The 18682-nt window shown below is 63.7% G+C and carries 16 protein-coding genes and 1 pseudogene; 6 read left to right on the top strand and 11 right to left on the bottom strand.

Annotation, left to right across the window (positions count from 1 at the left end; genetic code table 11):
• The first annotated feature begins 44 nt into the window (after positions 1–44).
• Positions 45–605: a transcription elongation factor GreB gene (greB, locus tag H928_RS0109805; RefSeq protein WP_021026335.1), complete on the top strand. Its 561-nt coding sequence runs from the start codon at positions 45–47 to the stop codon at positions 603–605.
• A gap of 81 nt (positions 606–686) precedes the next feature.
• On the opposite strand, the gene H928_RS0109800 is transcribed toward greB, so the two are convergent.
• The 4 genes from H928_RS0109800 to H928_RS0109785 form a co-directional block, all read right to left on the bottom strand.
• Positions 687–2864 (bottom strand): bifunctional (p)ppGpp synthetase/guanosine-3',5'-bis(diphosphate) 3'-pyrophosphohydrolase, encoded by a 2178-nt coding sequence (locus tag H928_RS0109800; RefSeq protein WP_084635755.1) that lies wholly within the window; start codon positions 2862–2864, stop codon positions 687–689.
• A gap of 166 nt (positions 2865–3030) precedes the next feature.
• A complete protein-coding gene (gene rpoZ / locus H928_RS0109795; protein ID WP_021026333.1) occupies positions 3031–3234 on the bottom strand; it encodes a DNA-directed RNA polymerase subunit omega in 204 nt (67 codons plus the stop codon).
• A complete protein-coding gene (gmk, locus tag H928_RS0109790; protein ID WP_021026332.1) occupies positions 3234–3872 on the bottom strand; it encodes a guanylate kinase in 639 nt (212 codons plus the stop codon). Before gmk ends, rpoZ begins: the two co-directional genes overlap by 1 nt.
• A gap of 14 nt (positions 3873–3886) precedes the next feature.
• A complete protein-coding gene (locus tag H928_RS0109785) occupies positions 3887–4798 on the bottom strand; it encodes a YicC/YloC family endoribonuclease (RefSeq protein ID WP_021026331.1) in 912 nt (303 codons plus the stop codon).
• Positions 4799–4870: 72 nt separating this feature from the next.
• Between H928_RS0109785 and H928_RS0109780 the strand changes: the two genes are divergently transcribed.
• The 5 genes from H928_RS0109780 to H928_RS0109760 all read left to right on the top strand — a co-directional run bounded on the left by H928_RS0109780 (position 4871) and on the right by H928_RS0109760 (position 10155).
• Entirely contained in the window at positions 4871–5863 is a 993-nt protein-coding gene (locus H928_RS0109780) for a serine/threonine-protein kinase (protein WP_021026330.1), read from the top strand.
• Positions 5860–6699, top strand: a complete 840-nt coding sequence (locus H928_RS26990; RefSeq protein WP_021026329.1) for a PP2C family serine/threonine-protein phosphatase — start codon at positions 5860–5862, stop codon at positions 6697–6699. Before H928_RS0109780 ends, H928_RS26990 begins: the two co-directional genes overlap by 4 nt.
• 146 nt (positions 6700–6845) lie before the next feature.
• Positions 6846–7481, top strand: coding sequence for a non-canonical purine NTP pyrophosphatase (locus H928_RS0109770; RefSeq protein ID WP_021026328.1), 636 nt, complete (start codon positions 6846–6848; stop codon positions 7479–7481).
• Between the two features lies 1 nt (position 7482).
• Complete coding sequence (gene hemW / locus H928_RS0109765) at positions 7483–8724, top strand: radical SAM family heme chaperone HemW (protein ID WP_021026327.1); 1242 nt, start codon at positions 7483–7485, stop codon at positions 8722–8724.
• Between the two features lie 288 nt (positions 8725–9012).
• Positions 9013–10155 (top strand): MFS transporter, encoded by a 1143-nt coding sequence (locus H928_RS0109760; RefSeq protein ID WP_373604914.1) that lies wholly within the window; start codon positions 9013–9015, stop codon positions 10153–10155.
• 8 nt (positions 10156–10163) lie between these two features.
• Here H928_RS0109760 and H928_RS0109755 read toward each other — a convergent pair whose 3' ends face one another.
• The 7 genes and pseudogenes from H928_RS0109755 to H928_RS33185 form a co-directional block, all read right to left on the bottom strand.
• Complete coding sequence (locus H928_RS0109755) at positions 10164–12515, bottom strand: CHASE2 domain-containing protein (protein WP_021026325.1); 2352 nt, start codon at positions 12513–12515, stop codon at positions 10164–10166.
• Positions 12516–12579: 64 nt separating this feature from the next.
• Entirely contained in the window at positions 12580–14283 is a 1704-nt protein-coding gene (locus H928_RS0109750; RefSeq protein WP_084635749.1) for a FecR domain-containing protein, read from the bottom strand.
• Between the two features lie 120 nt (positions 14284–14403).
• Positions 14404–15111: a response regulator transcription factor gene (locus H928_RS0109745; protein WP_021026323.1), complete on the bottom strand. Its 708-nt coding sequence runs from the start codon at positions 15109–15111 to the stop codon at positions 14404–14406.
• A 157-nt stretch (positions 15112–15268) separates the two neighbouring features.
• Complete coding sequence (locus H928_RS0109740) at positions 15269–16561, bottom strand: tryptophan--tRNA ligase (RefSeq protein ID WP_021026322.1); 1293 nt, start codon at positions 16559–16561, stop codon at positions 15269–15271.
• A gap of 51 nt (positions 16562–16612) precedes the next feature.
• The gene (locus H928_RS0109735) at positions 16613–17266 is read right to left on the bottom strand and encodes a site-2 protease family protein (protein WP_043339503.1); all 654 of its coding nucleotides are present in this window, start codon (positions 17264–17266) and stop codon (positions 16613–16615) included.
• Between the two features lie 174 nt (positions 17267–17440).
• Positions 17441–18076, bottom strand: a complete 636-nt coding sequence (locus H928_RS0109730; protein ID WP_021026320.1) for an L-threonylcarbamoyladenylate synthase — start codon at positions 18074–18076, stop codon at positions 17441–17443.
• A gap of 50 nt (positions 18077–18126) precedes the next feature.
• A pseudogene (locus H928_RS33185) lies at positions 18127–18682 on the bottom strand (phosphatase); the annotation flags it as partial.

Genomic DNA, 18682 nt, shown 5'->3' with positions numbered 1-18682 from the left:
TCTTTCTGGTGGGAGCGATCGCCAATCTTTGTTTAAATAGCAGGATGAACAAGGCCTTTACCAAAGAGACAGACAACGACGACGATGACGATCTGCCGCAGCTGCCCAAGATTGCTGGCGGCAAGAACTACATCACGCCTGGCGGCTACCGCGCGCTGGAGCAGGAGCTGCTGCAGTTGATCGATGACGAGCGGCCCAAGGTGGTGGAAGTGGTGCACTGGGCCGCCAGCAATGGCGACCGCTCGGAAAATGGCGACTACCTGTATGGCAAGAAGCGCTTGCGCGAGATTGACCGGCGCATCCGCTTTCTGACCAAGCGCATGGAGGCGGCCGAGGTGGTGGACCCGGGCGTGCACCACGGCAGCGACCAGGTGTATTTTGGGGCGACGGTGCTGTACTGCGACCAGCATGGCAGCGAGGAGTCGATCACCATCATGGGCATTGACGAGGCCGATGCCAGCCGGGGCCAGGTCAGCTGGGTGGCCCCGATTGCGCGGGCGCTGCTCAAGTCCCGCATTGGCGATGAGGTGCAGCTGCCCACGCCGGGCGGGGTGCGGGTGCTGGAGGTGCTGGATGTACAGTACCCGGAGCTGGGGACCTCTTGAAATAGCCCGCTCTCAAAACACAAGCGCGCCTTTAAGGCGCGCTGTGGTTTGGGGACTGTCCCGATCGCTATCGGATGGCGTTCAGGCGACTGGCAGCACCCGGTGCGCGCGGATCACATAGGGCAGCTTGACCAGCTGGCGCAGCAGCAGCTCGACCTGGGCACGGTCCTTGACGGTCAGCACAAAGCGCAGCGCCATCGTGTCCATGGCCACTTCGTCGTCCATCGTGATGTGGGTGATGTCCGAGCCCATCGCAGCAATCTCGGCAGCAATCTTGCCCAGCACACCCTTGCCATTGTTGATGGTGACGACGACGCCGGTGTCGAACTCGTTGGCGGGTTCGTCGGCCCATTCCACATCAACAAAATGCTCGGCATCCTTGGCCAGCAGGCGCTTGCAGACGGCGCACTGGGCGTTGTGCACAACCAGGCCGGCGTTGCGGTCCAGGTGGGCGGCAATCGGATCGCCCGGCACGGGGCGGCAGCATTTGGCGTATTTGACGGCGGCATTGGGCGAGCCGTCGAGCACGAGCGCCGCGGTGGCGGTGCTGGCGCCGGTCTTGAAGCGCTCCTGGCTCAGCAGCACGGCATCCGGCCGCTGGCCTTGCTCGGCCAGCAGGTCCACCACCTGCTTGGCGGCAAACACGGCAATGCGCTTGCCCTGGCCGATGTCGTTGAACAGCTCCACCTTGTTGCGCGCTTCGAGGCGGGTGAGCAGGCGGTCCCAGACGGCCTTGTCTTCGGGCAGCTGTGAGATGCCTTCGGCCCGCATCGCCTGCAACAGCAGGCGCTCGCCCAGCGCAGCGGTCTCGTTCTGGCCCTGGGTCTTGAGGTAGTAGCGGATCTTGGACTTGGCGCGGCCCGTGCGCACAATCGTGAGCCAGGACGGGTGGGGCGCGGCATCGGGCGAGGTCGAGATCTCGATCACATCGCCGCTCTTGAGCACGGTGCTGAGCGGCACCTGCTCGTTGTTGATGCGCGCGCCTTGCGTGCGCTCGCCGACATTGGAGTGGATCGCGTAGGCAAAGTCCAGCACGGTCGCGCCCCGGGGCAAGGTGAGCATCTGGTTCTTGGGCGTGAACACATAGACCGAGTCGGGGAACAGGTCCACGCGCACGTTGTCCCAGAACTCATGGGCGTCGTGTGTTTCGTCCTGGATGTCGAGCAGCGACTGCACCCACTTGTTGCCCAACTGCTCGCCATTGGGCATGGCCCGCGCCTGGATCATCCAGTGCGTGAGCACGCCGTACTCGTCGACCAGGTTCATGTCTTCGGTGCGGATCTGGAAATCCATGCTCACACCCGAGGGGCCGACCAAGGTGGTGTGCAGCGACTGGTAGCCGTTCGACTTGGGGTTGGCGATGTAGTCGCGGAATTTGGAGGGCACCGGGCGGAACACCTGGTGCAGCACACCCAGCGCGGTGTAGCAGTCGATCAGGTTGGGCACGATGACGCGCACGGCGTAGGAGTCGGTCACCTGCGCAAACGACAGGCGCTTGCCATCCATCTTCTTGTAGATAGCGTAGAGCGTTTTTTCCTGGTTGCCCAGGCGGATCTTGATGCCGGACTTGGCAAAGGCGGAATCGACCTCGGCATGGATCTTCTGGACCACGTCCTTGCGCCGGTTGCGCGAGCGGCCCAGCGCCTTGACCAGCGTGTCATGGCGCCAGGGGTAGAGGTGCTTGAAGGCCAGGTCCTGCAGCTCGCGGTAGACGCGGTTGATGCCCAGCCGGTTGGCGATGGGCACATGGATTTCCATGGTCTCGGTCGAGATGCGGCCCCATTTGCTGCGCGGCATGTCGGACATGGTGCGCATGTTGTGGGTGCGGTCAGCCAGCTTGACGAGGATGACGCGCACATCGCGCGCCATGGCCAGCAGCATCTTGCGGAACGACTCGGCCTGGTTCTCTTCGCGCGAGTTGAACTGCAGCTTGTCCAGCTTGGTGAGGCCATCGACCAGTTCGGCCACCGTGTCGCCAAACTGGCGGGCAATGTCATCGCGGGTGACGCCGCAGTCTTCCATCGCGTCATGCATCAGCGCGGCCATCAGCGCCTGGGCATCGAGCTTCCAGCTCGCGCAGATCTCGGCAACCGCAATCGGGTGGGTGATGTAGGGGTCACCACTGCTGCGGAACTGGCCGGTGTGGGCCGTGGCGGCAAACTCGAAAGCTTCTTCCACCAGGGCCAGATCTGCTTCACCGAGGTAGTCGAGCTTCTCCAGAAATTCGGCGTAGGCACTCACCACTACCGGATACGACATGGCAGGCTTGGCTGCGGCGGTAGCGATGACGCCAGAGACTTGGGCGGGTGCGGAGGGGATGGACACGGACTTCACGCCTTAACTGTAGCGTGCGATGACAAATTTGTGTGAATACCAAGAAAAATGGCACCGCCATTCGGTGCCATTTTGTTGCATAAGCAGGGGCTTAGCCGGGTACTTTTTTCAGCATTTCCAGGCCCACCTTGCCAGCAGCGATTTCGCGCAGCGCGGTCACGGCCGGCTTGTTGCGGCTTTCGATTTTAGGCGTGTGGCCTTGGCTCAGCATGCGGGCGCGGTAGGTAGCGGCCAGAACCAGTTGGAAGCGGTTAGGGATTTTGTCGAGGCAGTCTTCAACGGTGATGCGGGCCATCAGGAGTTCTCCAGGGTAACAGGGATGTCGAGTGACGAGAATATTTCGCTGCGAACGCGTCTTTGGGCCGAATAGCGCAAGCGTTGTGAATGTACAACGGCCTTCAAATCGAACAAAGCGCGCTCGAACAATTCGTTAATTATAACGAAGTCGAATTTGTGGACCTGGGCCATCTCGTCGCGGGCGTTCTTGAGGCGCTTCTCGATGACGTCGGAGGCGTCTTCGCCGCGGTTTTCCAGACGCGAGCGCAGCTCTTCCCAGCTGGGCGGCAGGATGAAGATCAGTACCGCATGGGGAAAGCTTTGCTTGATCTGCAAAGCGCCCTGGTAGTCGATCTCCAGCACGATATCGGTGCCCTTGGCCAGGCGCTCCTCAATCGCTTTCTTCGAGGTGCCGTAGAGGTTGCCATGCACATTCGCCCATTCGACAAACGCGTTGGAGGCAATCATGCGCTCGAAGTCATCGCGCGAGGCGAAGTAGTACTCGCGCCCATGCTTTTCCTGGCCACGCGGCGAGCGCGTGGTGTGGGAGATCGAGCGAAAGACTTGGGAGTCGAGCTCGAGCAGCGCCTTGACGAGCGACGACTTGCCCGCACCGCTGGGGGCCGAGACGACAAAGAGGTTTCCGGGGTATTCCATGGTTTGGCTTCTTCTTATTCGATGTTCTGCACCTGCTCGCGCATCTGTTCGATCAGGACCTTCATGTCCACGCTGATGCGGGTCAGATCCAGCGCTGCGGACTTGGAGCCCAAGGTGTTGGCCTCGCGGTGCAGCTCCTGGATCAGGAAGTCCAGGCGCTTGCCGATGTCGCCACCCTTGGTGAGCAGGCGGCTGATTTCTTCCAGGTGCGAGCGCAGGCGGGTGAGTTCTTCGGCCACATCGATGCGGATCGCAAAGGAGGTCGCCTCGGTCAGCGCGCGGTCCTGGGCGGCTTCTGGCGAGACGCTGCCGGCGCTCAGCGCCATCGCTTCTTGCCAGCGCTCCAAAAAGCGCTGCTTTTGCTGCTTGACCAGCTCGGGGATCAGCGGCTCGGCCTGTTCGGCCAGTTGGCGCAGCTGCTTGATGCGGTCTTGCAGCATATCGGCCAGGCGCTTGCCTTCGCGTTGGCGGGCGTCGAGCAAGGTCTTGAGGGCTTGCTGGCACAGCGCGGCCACGTTGTCGGCCCAGTTCTCGGGCAGCTCGATGCTGCCGCTACCGCTCAGGCGTAGTACTTCTGCCACAGTGAAAGGCTGGGCCGTAGGCATCCACGCCTTGACGGTGTCCTGGAAGCTGCCCAGCTGCTGGAGCAGGCGGGGCGAGGCGACGGGCACGCTGGAAGCCTGTTCACTGTTGATCAGTACACGTACTTCCACCTTGCCACGCTTCAGACTATTATCTACCAGAGAGCGTAACTGTGGTTCGCAGCTTCTGAGATCTTCCGGAAGCTTGAAAGATAAATCGAGAAAACGGCTGTTAACCGAGCGAATTTCCAGTCCGACGCGCCAGAGGGAGGGAGCATTGTTGTCACCGTCAGGTGGGATGCTTTGCTGGACAGAGGCATAGCCTGTCATGCTGTAAACTGGCATAGGACTGTATGAGGTTGCTTGCAATCGCGCTCATTATCAGGCTTCTCATATACCTGCGTTGTTCATCAAACTATGTCAAAAGTAAAGCCAGCGCCGCTACCAGCCAATACCGTCATCGGTGGCTACCGGATCGTGCGGCGCATATCGGCGGGGGGGTTCGGGGTGGTCTATCTGGCGCTGGCGCCCGATGGCCAGCAGGTCGCCATCAAGGAGTATTTGCCGTCCAGCCTGGCCACGCGTGCGCCAGGGTCGCTGTCGCCAAGCATCGAGCCCGACAAGCTGTCGCTGTACCGCCTGGGCCTCAAGAGTTTCTTTGAAGAGGGCCGCGCGCTCGCCCAGATCTCGCACTCCTCGGTCGTCAGCGTCTACAACTTCTTCCGCGAAAACGACACCGTCTACATGGTGATGAACTACCTGCAAGGGGCCACCTTGCAGGATTTCGTCGTCACCGCCCGCGATCTCAAGGAAGCCAAGGTCTTCCGCGAGTCGACGATCCGCTCGCTGTTCGACGAGGTGCTGCGCGGTCTGCGCATCGTGCACCAGCACAAGATGCTGCACCTCGATATCAAGCCGGCCAACATCTTCATCACCGACGACAACAAGGCGGTGATGATCGACTTTGGCGCTGCCCGCGAGGTGCTGAGCAAGGAGGGCAACTTTGTCCGCCCCATGTACACGCCCGGCTTTGCCGCGCCCGAGATGTACCGCCGCGACATGTCGCTGGGCCCCTGGACCGACATCTATGCCATTGGCGCCTGCATCTATGCCTGCATGCAGGGCATTCCGCCCAACGATGCGCCCAAGCGCCAGGAAAAGGACCGCCTGAGCCTGGCCATGTCCAAGGTGCGCGGCGTGTACTCGGACAACCTGATCGAGCTGGTGGAGTGGTGCATGGCGCTCGATCCCCAGGCCCGGCCCCAATCGGTGTTCCTATTACAAAAAGAGCTGGCGCGCGAAGACGAGCGCCGCTATACCAAACTGAGCGTCTCCGAGAAGGTTCGTATGTCGATTGATTCGCTGGTCAGCGATACCAAAAAGCGCGTGGGCGGAGGCCAAACCAAATGAAGTTCTCGGTCTTCCAGCTCAGCCGCAAGGGCGGGCGGGAAAAAAACGAAGACAGGATGGGGTATAGCTATACCAAGGAAGCCTGTCTGTTTGTCGTGGCCGATGGCATGGGAGGGCATCCGGAAGGGGAGGTGGCCGCGCAACTGGCCTTGCAGACCGTGTCGCTGGATTTTCAGCGCCTCGCGCGCCCCAAGCTGGAAGACCCGGCCGAGTTCCTTGAGAACGCGCTGCTGTCTGCGCACCACAACATCCTCAAGTACGCGATTGCCAACAATATGGATGACCCGCCCCGCACCACCTTGGTGGCCTCGGTGGTGCAGGATGGCAATATCTGGTGGGTGCATTGCGGCGACTCGCGCCTCTACCTGGTGCGCAGCGGCAAGGTGCTGGCGCGCACGCGTGACCACTCCTATATGGAGCTGCGCGGCTCGGGCGTGACCAGCATCAACCCCGATCGCTTCAACCGCAATGTGCTGTTCACCTGCCTGGGCAGCCCCTCGCGTCCGTTCTTCGATGTGGCCGGCCCCACCGAGATGCACCGCAGCGACCGCATCATGCTGTGCTCTGATGGCCTCTGGAGCAGCGTCTCCGAGACCGTGATTGCCCGCGAGCTGGCCAACAAATCGGTCTCGCGCGCCATCCCCGATCTGATCGATGCTGCACTGCGCAAGGCCGGGGCCACCAGCGACAACGTCACCGCCGTGGCGATGGAGTGGGAGATGCCCGGTGCCGAACGCTTTGAATCCGAAGACCCGGTGAGCGACACCTTGCCGCCGGCGCCAGAGCCCGGCGCTGGCGACCAGGCCCCGCCCAAGCCCGATGCGCCGGCGGCATAAGCCCGGCATGCACTGCGTTTTGTCGCTGGTCCGATAATTCAGCCTGTCCCGGCATGGCGGCGCAAGGCTGCCATGCCTGTTTTTAGCGTTCTCAAATAAGCAGCGGGCTGCACGGGTGATACCGGTGCAGCCGCTGGTGCCGACCCATGAAAATCGTTCTTGCTTCCAACAACCAGGGCAAACTCGCCGAGCTGCAGGCCATGTTCGAGCCGCTGGGCGTGAGCCTGTTGCCCCAAGGCACGTTGATGGAGGGCGAGGCGCCCGAGCCCTATGGCACCTTCCTGGAAAACGCCTTGAGCAAGGCCCGTTTTGCCGCCGAGCGCACCGGCCTGCCTGCGATTGCCGATGACGCCGGCCTCTGCGTGGCCGCCTTTGGCGGCCTGCCCGGGGTGGATACCGCCTACTACTGCACGCAGTTTGGCTACGACAAAAGCGATGCCAACAATGTGCGCGCGCTGCTCGAGCAAATGCAGGGCATCACCGACCGCCGCGCGGCCATGGTGAGCACCCTGGTGGCGGTGCGCCACCCCAAGGACCCGGAGCCGCTGGTGGCCGTGGGCCGCGTGGCCGCCGAGATCACGACCGAGCCGCTGGGCGAGGGCGGCTTTGGCTTTGACCCGGTGCTGCTGATTCCCGCGCTGGGCATGACCTTTGCGCAGATGGCCACCGAGGTCAAGCATGCGCACAGCCACCGGGGCCGCTCCTCGCGCCAGATGATGGCACTGCTGCGCGACAGCTGGCTGGCCGGCGCGCCGCTGGTGGCCGCTGCCCCCAAGGACTGAGATGGCGGTGCATATTCCGCTGCAAGCGGCGCAGCCTTCTGAGCAGGTGGTGCAGCGCGACATCCAGCACTACATGCGCCCGGGCACCTTGCAGCTGCCGAGCCTGCCGCCGCTGTCGCTCTATGTGCACCTGCCCTGGTGCATCAAGAAATGCCCCTACTGCGATTTCAATTCGCACGAAGCGCGCGACGGCCGCCATGCCGTGCCGGAAGATCGCTACATCGATGCGCTGATCGCCGACCTGGAGCAGGCCCTGCCGCTCATCTGGGGCCGCAGCATCCACAGCATTTTCCTGGGCGGCGGCACACCCAGCCTGTTTTCGCCGGAATCGATTGACCGGCTGATCTCGGCCATCCGCGCCCGCCTGCGTGTGGACGCGGGTTGCGAGATCACGATGGAGGCCAACCCCGGCACCTTCGAGAAGGACCGCTTTCGGGCCTTTCGCGGCGCGGGCATCACCCGGCTGTCGATTGGCGTGCAGAGCTTTGACGACCGCTTTCTGGAGGCCATTGGCCGCGTGCACAACGGCGCGCAGGCAATGGCTGCGGTGGAAGAGGCGGCCAGCAGCTTCGAGACCTTCAACCTCGACATCATGTATGCGCTGCCGGGCCAGACCGCCCAGGACCTGGCGCGGGACCTGGACAAGGCGCTGGGCTTTGCGCCGCCGCATATCTCGATCTACCACCTGACCATCGAGCCCAACACCTTTTTTGCCAAGTACCCGCCGGCCGTGCCCGAAGACGATGTGGCCTATGCGATGCTCGACCAGATCACCGCGCGCACCGCGCAGGCCGGCATGCAGCGCTACGAGGTCTCGGCCTATGCCAAGCCCGGCCACGCCTGCGTGCACAACAGCAACTACTGGCTGTTTGGCGACTACCTGGGCATTGGCGCGGGCGCCCACAGCAAGCTGAGCTTTGCCCACCGCGTGGTGCGCCAGGTGCGGCTGCGCGACCCGGCCCGCTACATGGCTCAGGCACTGCAAGGCAACGCGCTGGCGCAGGACGACGAGGTCAAGCGCGCCGATCTGCCGTTTGAGTTCATGCTCAATGCGCTGCGCCTGCGCGAGGGCTTTGCGCTGCAGGACTACCTGGACCGCACCGGCCTGCCGCTCAGCTCCATCGCCAAGGCCCTGCACGAGGCCGAGGCCAAGGGCTTCGTCAAGCTGGACTTTCAGAAAGTCACCCCCACAGAGCGTGGTTTTGACTTTCTGAGCGACCTGCAGGAGCTGTTCCTGGCTTGAATATTCCACAGTAGGCAGTCATTTTTTACCGACTAGTCAATATGTGGACTGCGCAGGCCCTACGCAGAGCGTATAGATATCGCGCACAATAGCGCCCGCTGCTGAGCAACCATGCCGCCGTCTGTGCGGCATTTTTGTGCGCGCAGCTGTCATAAAACCTACTACAAAGCGCTTGTCATGTCTTCTTCCGCTGCCGGGTCTGCCGCTTCAGGCACTGCCTCTCCCTTGTCCGATACCGTCAACCGCTATGGCTGGAAGGCCCTGGCCGGCTCGGCCGTCGGCTACGCCATGGACGGCTTTGACCTGCTGATCCTGGGCTTCATGCTCAGCGCCATCCGCGAGGACCTGGGGCTGACCACGGCCCAGGCCGGCTCCCTGGTCACCTGGACCCTGATCGGCGCGGTGTTGGGCGGCATTGTGTTTGGAATGCTCAGCGACCGCTATGGCCGCATCCGCGTGCTGACCTGGACCATCGTGCTGTTTGCAGTGTTCACCGGGCTGTGCGCGTTTGCGCAGGGCTACTGGGACCTGCTGATCTACCGCACCATTGCCGGCATTGGCCTGGGGGGCGAGTTCGGCATCGGCATGGCGCTGGCGGCCGAGGCCTGGCCTGCGCGCTACCGGGCACGGGTCTCGTCCTATGTGGCGCTGGGCTGGCAGGTGGGCGTGCTGGGCGCGGCCTTGCTCACGCCCTTGCTGCTGCCCCATATCGGCTGGCGCGGCATGTTCCTGGTGGGGGTGATCCCCGCCTTTGTGGCCTGGTTCATCCGCAACCGCCTGCATGAGCCCGAGGTGTTTGTGCGCAGCCAGGAGAAAAAGCAGTCCGTGCTGCAGTGCTTCAAGCTGCTGGTCAAGGACCGCGCCACCACCCGCATCAGCGTCGGCATTGCCGTGCTCACCTCGGTGCAGAACTTTGGCTACTACGGCATCATGATCTGGATGCCCGCCTTTCTGGCCAACAAGCTGGGCTTCAACCTGACCAAGTCCGCGCTGTGGACCGCCGTCACCATCCTGGGCATGATGGCCGGCATCTGGATCTTTGGCCAGCTGGCCGACCGTATCGGCCGCAAGCCCAGCTTTTTGCTGTTCCAGGCCGGCGCCGCACTGATGGTGTTGTTCTACTCGCAGCTCAACGACCCCATCACCATGCTCTGGGCGGGCGCGGTGATGGGCATGTTCGTCAACGGCATGATGGGCGGCTTTGGCGCGCTGATGAGCGAGGCCTACCCGACAGAAGCACGCGCCACCGCGCAGAATGTGCTGTTCAACATTGGCCGCGCCGTGGGCGGGGCAGGCCCGGTGGTGATTGGTGCGATCGCGGCGCAGTACTCGTTCCAGATGGCGATTGGCCTGTTGGCCGCCATCTATGTGCTCGATGCGCTGGCCACCGTGTGGCTGATTCCCGAGCTGAAGGGCAAAGAGCTGCACTGAGCGCCGCGTTAGGCGGCGGGCAGCTCCTGCTGCGTGCCTGGCGCTTTCGGTAAATGCAGGCTGAAGCAGGAGCCGGCGTTGACCCCGCTGGTGACGTTGACAAAGCCCTGGTGGCGCAGCACCACGGTCTGCACAAAGCTCAGGCCCAGGCCAATGCCCGAGATCTGCGGCTGGCTGTTGTGGTGAAAGCGCTGGAAGGGCTGGAACAGCCTGTCCAGCTGCTCCTGCGTCATGCCAAAGCCCTGGTCGCGCACCTCCACCCGCCAGTACGCGCCATCGTCGGCGATGCTGGCCTCGACGGCGGTGCCGCTGGGGCTGTACTTGATGGCGTTGCTGAGCAGGTTGACAAAGCAGCGCTGTAGCAAGGAGCGGTCGCCCACGCAGGCGATATCGGTCTCGGCCGCCTCCAGCTCCCCGGGCAGGTAGCGCACCTGGATCTTTTTCTCCGAGGCCTTGGCCCAGCAATCGTCCACCGCCTCTTGCAGCAGCACATCGAGGCTGAGCACATGGCGCTGCATGGCCTGCGACTGGGCCGAGGCCAGCTGCACAAAGCTCTCGGCCATCTCCAGCGATTGGTGGGCCAGGCGGTTTATCTTCTGGTGCAGCTCGGCCTCGCTCATCTGGCCGGGAAACTCCTTGTACATCTCCAGCAAGGTGATGATCGAGGACTGGGGCGAGCGGAAATCATGCGAGATAAAGCGCAGCGCCTGGTCGCGCTGCTGCTGGGCCTTGTGCAGCTCGGTCAGGTCCACCAGCATCAGCAGCCAGCCCGCAGGCGCGGGGGCGCGAAAGGCCTCGGCCAGCAGCAGCCAGCGGTGGTCCTCGCGGTCCAGTACCTCGCATTCGGCCGGCAGCGCGCGCAGCTGCTCGGCATTGGCAAAGGACAGCACCTGGCCCGAATCCTTGACGCGCATGCCGCCCAGTGCCGACTGGATCGCGATCAGGCCCTGGCTGGGCATGCCCAGGTTTTGCAGGTAGCTGACGGCGGCGGCATTGTGCAGGCTGACCATGCCCAGCGGGTCCACCACAAAGGTGGGCGAGGGGATCTGGCGCAGCGTATCGCGCACAAAGCCGTGCATCTGGCGCAGGGTGTCGGTAGCGGTCTCCACCGCCTTGATGCGCCGCTCCAGAAAATCATCCATCAACATGCCGCTGCGCTGCGGGGCGCTGGTGGTGTCCAGCGCGGCGCGCAGGTTGTGCATCTCCTGCTGCAAAAATTGGGCCGCAGCACTCAGGCGCCGCCAGCTCCAGATCGGGTAGATCGCCAAGAGCCCCACCAGCGCCGCCCCGGGCGCCAGCTGCAGGCCGGCAAAGCTGCGCAGCCCCAGGCACAGCGCCAGCAGGCCGGCAGCGACCAGGGCTTGCGCCAGCAGGCCCGCCATCGGGCCCAGCATCGCAATGGCCAACAAGGCCAGCACAATGGCGGCCAGGTTGACCGCCATATTGCCCGCCAGCGATACCGCATGCACATGCTGGCCCGACAGCTGCGAGTCCAGCGCATGGGCAATCAGCTCCACCCCCGCGATGTGCCGGGATGCGGGCCGCGCCGGGCTGGCAAAGTAATCGCCCAGGCCGGAAGCCGTCGCTCCCAGCAGCACATACTTGCCGCCAAAGCTGTCTGCGGGAATGCGGCCCGTCAGCACATCCTCGGCCGAGTACATGGTGTAGGGCCGGTCACCACGGGCAAAGTTGAAGATCTCGGGCGAGCGCTGCTCCCACTGCTCGCCGGGCTCGGGCGGGCGGGTGCCCTGGCACAGCGGGTGGCTCTGGCCGCTGGCGCAGAGCATCGCAATGCTGAAGTGGGGCCAGGGCCCGGTGTTCTCGCCCTGCGCGCCAAAGTAGCGGCGTATCACGCCGTCGTCGTCGACGGTCACATTCACATGGCCGAGCTGGCGCGCCGCCGTACGCAGGCTGGCCAGCGGCAGCTCGGCACCAATGTCCACATTGGCCATGCGCCAGTCCACCGGCAGCACCACATTGCCGGCCTGGGCAATCGCCTGGGCCAGCTGGGCATCGTCCTCGGGGTGCTGCAGATCGGGCTCGCTGAACAGCACGTCCACGCCCAAGGCCTTGGGGTGCTGGGCGGCAATGCGCGCAATCAGCTGCGCATGCACGGAGCGGCGCCAGGGCCAGCGCCCCACGCTTTGCAAGCTGGCATCGTCAATGGCGACGATGACGATGTCGTCGCGCGGCGCAGGCGCGCTGAGCCAGCCGGTGATGTCCTGCACAAAGGTGTTGATGACGCGGGGCTGCTCGCGCAGACTGGCCCAGGCCACCAGGCCCAGCAGCAGCGCAGACAGCGCCAGCCATTCCAGCCAGCGCAGTTGCGTGCGGCTCAGCGAAAAGGAAGGGGCAGCCATGCGCTAGTCCATGGACGGGGGGAGGAGTGCGGTCATGCGCTTGTGGCAGAGGCCGCAGCGCCCCTCACTTCGGGCTGAGCACCGATTTGCCGTCACCGCTTTTGAGCACGCCGCCAGCACCGGTCAGGATGGCCGGCTCGACCGGCAGCTTGCGCGGGGCGGAGTAGCGGCTCTTGAGGCCCGAGGGGTCCAGCACCTGGATGCGCACATAGTAGTCGCCCGGGGGCAGGCTGTCCGATGCCCATTGCGGGGTATCGAGCGCGAAGGTGCGGGCATCGGTGAAGCTGTCATCAGAGGCCAGCTGCAGGTTGAAGCGCTGGCCGGCTTCAGCAGGCCAGGACAGCTGCAATTGGTTGGGGTTGTTGGACTCGGCGGGGCTTAAGGCGTCGGCGCCCAGGGTCGGCGGGTTGCTGCCGGTCCTGAAAGCCTGGGGCTGTGCAAACGGGCCTTGGTCCAGGCTGCCATCGGCGAGCTTGCGCACGCTGGCCACGCGCCAGAAATAGGCGCCCACGCCCAGCCCGGACGCGCTGGTCTGGCAGTTGTCCACGACGCCGCTGTCTTGCAGCGGGGTGCTGAAGTCCTGGCTGGCTGCGACCTGGATGCGGTAGCCCACAATGCCGGGGCCGCCTTCGGTGCACAGCAGCTCGCCGTCGGCCAGGCCAATGAGGCCGCCGGGCGCCGGGTTGGCGTAGAGCGGGGGCACCGGTGTTGCCTTGACCTTGATGGCCTGGACCGCTGGCGTGCCCGGAATGTCCTGGCCATCGATGGCCCGGGCGCTCATGTAGTACGTGCCATCTGCCACGGCCTCGAACTTGAACGTGGGGCTGGCATGGCTTTGCTGAAGGACCACGCGCGCGAGCTCTGGATCCAGCGCCAGGACCACACCGTATTTTTGCGCCTGCGCGACCTCGCCCAGTTGCAAGGTCAGAAAGTTGGCGTCCTCAAACACCGGCGGATTGGCCTGCAGGCTGGGCGCGGGCAGCAGTGCCACCGTGGGCCCGACCTGGCCGCTGCTGGCCACGGCCACCCCTTGGCCGGCCTGGACGCGTGCCTGCTGCGCCGCCTGGCGGCCCTGGACATCGACCACCCCTTTGTCAACGGCCGTGATGGCCTTGCCGGAGTCGGAAATACTGACCGAGAACACGGTGCCGCGCACGCTGGTGGTGGCCATCGGGGTCTTGATCTCGAACTTGCGCTTGCGGCGCTGGTCCATCACCGGCGTGACATGGGACTCCAGCCCGCCACGGCTCAGGTCCAGCACCGACTGCTGCTCGTCGGTGCGGCTGGTCTTGCGCAATTCGCTGAGTTTCAGTTCGGAGTTCTCATGGATGCGCACCGAGCTGCCATCGGCAAAGCGCAAGGTCACAAAGCTGCCGGCAGGCACCTGCAGCTCGTCGCCTTCGGTCAAGATGGTGCCCGAGGCTGCACTTTGCCAGTCGCCACCGGCCAGTGGCGAGCGCACGCGCGCCACGCCCTTGACGTGGCTGATGGTCACCTCCTGGTAGCCCACCATGTGCGCGGGGATGACGATCACCGAGCCAATGGGCAGGCGCAATGGGTCCTTGACGCCATTGAGCGTGCCCACCGCGCGCCACTGCTGCGGGTCCTTGAGGTAGCGCTTGGCGACGGCCTCGAGCGTGTCACCGCTGGTGACCGTGTGGCGGATGTCGGGCAACTGGTCTGCCGATGCCGCCAGCGCGAGACCAGGGGCGGCCACGCCAAAGGCCAGCAAAACGGCAGCAGAAAACGGCAGACGAGAAAGAAACAAAATGGCTCTCCTTACCGCCAGGCCATGGTGCCTGGCAAGGCCGCTGCATGCGGCAGAGTAAATACGGCCAACACGTGTGGCGTGTTGGCCGTAAACCGCGCTGCATGCAACCGCAGAAATTTATTCAGGCTGCGCCTCGGACAGCGGTTTGACGGCCTCAAACCGGTAGCCGACACCATAGACCGCCGTGATGATGAAACCGTTCTCCGGTCGCAGATCCAGCAGCGTGCGCAGCCGCGATACATGGGTATCGAGCGAGCGCGAGATGACATCGGAGTTCTGGCCCCAGATGATTTCGCGCAAATGGTCGCGTGACAGCAGGCGGCCCATGTTCTGGAACAGGAACAGCGCCAGGTCGTACTCGCGGTTCTTCAACTCGACCAGCTTGCCATCGACCTCCAGAGCCCGCGAATCGGAGAGGAACTTGTAGCGGCCAAACTCCAGGATGCCCTTGGTGGCAGCCGGGTAGGCACGGCGCAGCAGTGCCCGCACGCGTGCGACCAGTTCGGCCACGCGCAGCGGCTTGATCATGAAATCGTCCGCGCCCGACTCCAACCCCTCAACAATGTCGGCCTCCCCATGGCGGCTGGTGATGAAGAGCACCGGCAACTCCTGGTTGACGTTCTCTCGAATCCAGCGCACGACCTGCGGGCCCGTGGTGTCTGGCAGCTGCCAGTCCAGGATCAGCAGGTCATAGGTCTCGCGGCGCATGTCCTTGATCAGAGAGGCGCCAGAGGAATGGGTTGTACAGGCGTGGCCCTCCGCCTCCATGGTTTTGGAGAGCATATCCAACACCACCAGATCATCATCCAGTGCCACAATTCTCATAACAGCTCACTCCCACTAAGCTCAATAGCTTGCTTTTATTTGATAGCTCAATAATAAAAGCAAATTGAATCACCGGCTCCACACTGCGTTAAACGGGGAAGTTGCCACTACGGTGACAGCTTCAACAATTGGTTGCAAATGCAGTATAGGCAGTCTCTTAACTCTCGGCTATCTCTTTCAACGCCAACTGCACATCCGACAGCGAAAAGCTGTCACCCAACTGCAGGTTGTCCATGGCGTCCTGCAGATTCTGCGGCGCAGCCTGCAAATGGGCAATCATGGCGCCCGCATCCCGGGGGGCATCAAAGCCCTGGCTTTGCAGCAGCAGTGCGCCATCAGCACGCACCAGCTTGAAGTAGAACTTGCCGTCCTTGTCGCGGTACTGCTTGAAGGCAGCGCCGCCTTGCTTGGCCGCAGCCTTGGGTGCCGCAGCCGTGCTGGCTGGCGTCAGTGGCCGCAGGCCAACAGCGCCACGTAACTTGTGTAGTAAAGGGCCCGAATATGTACGCGCCTTTTGTGCACCGCTTTGCAAAATAGCTTCGACTTCCTGGGGGTGGGCCATCAGGTAGTTGTAGCGTTCGCGCAACGGAGCGAGCTCCCGGTCAATGCATTCGAACAGCAGGGTCTTGGCCTCACCCCAGCCAATGCCATCGGCATAGGCCTGGCGCAGGGCCGCCGTTTCCTCGGCGCTGGCAAAGGCCTGGTAGATCTGGAACAGCGCTGAGCCTTCGACTTCTTTGGGCTCACCCGGAGCGCGCGAGTCGGTGACGATGCTGCCGATCAGCTTCTTGAGCTGGGCCTGGGTGGAGAACAGCGGGATCGTGTTGTCGTAGCTCTTGCTCATCTTGCGGCCATCGAGGCCGGCGAGAGTCGCCACGTTGTCATCGACCGCCGCCTCGGGCAGCACGAAATGCTCGCCATAGAGGTGGTTGAAGCTCGATGCCATGTCGCGCGCCATCTCGATGTGCTGGATCTGGTCGCGGCCCACCGGCACCTTGTTGGCATTGAAGGCCAGAATGTCGGCCCCCATCAGCACCGGGTACATGAACAGGCCTGCAGTCACGCCGTCATCGCCGTCCTTGCCGGTTTCGGCATTCTTGTCCTGCGCGGCCTTGTAGGCGTGAGCGCGGTTGAGCACGCCCTTGCCGGTCACGCAGGTCAGAAACCAGGTCAGCTCGGGAATCTCGGGAATGTCCGACTGGCGGTAGAAGGTGACGTGCTCGGGGTTCAGGCCCGCGGCCAGCCAGCTCGCTGCAATCTCCAAGGTCGAGCGGTTGACGCGCTCGGGATCCTGGCACTTGATCAGTGCGTGGTAGTCGGCCAGGAAGTAGAAGTTCTCCACATCGCCTGCGCGGCTGGCAGCGATGGCCGGGCGCATCATGCCGGCGTAGTTGCCCAGGTGGGGCGTTCCAGAAGGGGTGATGCCAGTGAGATAACGTGTCTTAGTCATAACTATCAATCAATATGCTTTGCGGTGCTGCAGGGCAGTGGGGCCCGGCGATCAGCTAAAGGGCATCAGCACCACGCTGACCACGGCGTAGCCCAGGCTCATCAGGGGGCGCATCCAGAAGGTGCTGACGACGCCGGCGATGACCAGACCCATGACGATGAAAAAGCCATAGGGCTCGATCTTGGACACAGCCACCGCCTGTTTGTAGGGCAGCAGACCGACCAGTACCCGGCCGCCATCGAGCGGGGGCAGCGGAAACAGGTTGAAGGCCCACATCACCAGGTTGACCAGCACCCCCGCCTGCGCCATCTTGAGGAAAAAGCGCTCGTCGACGCCGGAGGCGACCAAGATGCCGTAGACCAGCGCCCACAGCAGCGCCTGCACAAAATTGGTGGCCGGGCCAGCCAGCGCCACCCAGATCATGTCGCGCTTGGGGTTGCGCAGGTTGCCAAAGGCGACCGGCACGGGCTTGGCATAGCCAAACACAAAGGCGCCCGAGGTCATGAAATACAGCATCAGTGGCATCAGGATGGTGCCGATGGGGTCGATGTGCTTGAGCGGGTTGAGCGTGAGACGGCCCAGCATGGCGGCAGTGTTGTCACCAAAATGGCGCGCAGCATAGCCATGCGCCGCCTCGTGCACGGTAATGGAGAACAGCACGGGCAGGGCGTAGATCAGAACGGTTTGTATCAGGTCAGCGTTCACGGAATGGGCGGTGGTCAAAGGGGAGAAAGGGCGCGCTGCAGCGCACCAGGCAGTGGCGAGCCTATCAGATTTGCCAGTGGCCGCTGCCAGGCGATGGCAATGGCCGTGGCAAACGATTGCGCAGCCCGGGCAGCCAGCCCTGGCGCGGCGCTGCTGCCACCGGCCAGTATGGGGCTACAGGCCCAGCTGCGCCAGCGGGCCTCGGCCCTCGCGTACCACCACCGGCGCGCCACCGGTGCCCATCGGCGTCAGGTCGACAATCGTCGTGGGCTCTAGCGGGCAGGGGCCGGCATTGACGACCAGCTCGATCTGCGATTCAAAGCGCTCGCGGATCTCCTCGGGGTCGTTGAGCGGCTCGGTCTCGCCCGGCGGGATAAGGGTGGTGGACAGCAACGGCTCGCCATGCAGCTCCAGTAGCATCAGCAGGCCCTTGTTGTCGGGCACGCGCAGGCCGATGGTCTTGCGCGACGGATGGCTGATGCGGCGCGGCACTTCCTTGGTGGCATCCAGAATGAAGGTAAAGGGCCCGGGTGTGCCCAGCTTGAGCATGCGGAACTGGTGGTTGTCCACCATCGCATAGCTCGACAGTTGTGACAGATCGCAGCACAGCAAGGTCAGCATGCGCTTGTCGTCGATCTGACGAATGCGGCGCAGGCGATCGACCACCTGCTTGTTGTCCAGTGCGCAGACAAAGGCGTAGCTCGAATCGGTGGGCACGGCCAGGATGCCGCCATCCTTGAGCATGGCGGCCGCCTGCTTGAGCAGGCGCGGCTGGGGATTGTCTGGATGAACCTCGAAATATTGGGCCATGGTCTTGCTGTTGCTCTTGTTATCGTGGGGGCTGCTGCGGGGCGGCTATATCAATGGACTGCGGCCTGCGGCGGCGGGCTGGCGTTCGGATGGGGGTGGGGGTGCAGGATGCGCCCCTCCAGCGCCTGCCACACGGGTTGGACCCCGCTGGGCAGCGGGGGCAGCGCACCAAAATCGGTACCCGATTCACCCGGGCTGTGAAAATCGCAGCCGCGCGAGGCATAGAAGCCAAAGCTCTTGGCCATGTCCGCGTAAATCGCGTATTCATGCGGAAAATGGCTGCCGGTCACCACTTCCACCCCTTGGCCGCCATAGTCCTTGAACGACGAGAACAGCGCATGCTCTTCGCCGCCATTCAAGTGGTAGCGCGCCGGGTGGGCGATGACGGCCATGCCGCCCGCTTGCACGATCCACTGCACGGCATCCTGCAGCCGGGCCCAGCGGTGGGGCACAAAGCCGGGTTTGCCTTCGACCAGGTAGTGGCGAAACACCTCGGCCGGATCGCGGCAGACGCGCGTGTCCACCAAAAAGCGCGCAAAGTGGGTGCGCGAGATCAGATCGGGGTTGCCCACATAGCGCAGTGCGCCCTCATAAGCGCCACCGATG

Source organism: Comamonas sp. B-9 (assembly GCF_000410635.1).
Classification (GTDB): Bacteria; Pseudomonadota; Gammaproteobacteria; order Burkholderiales; family Burkholderiaceae_C; genus Comamonas.
This window is presented reverse-complemented; position numbering and strand designations above follow the sequence as displayed.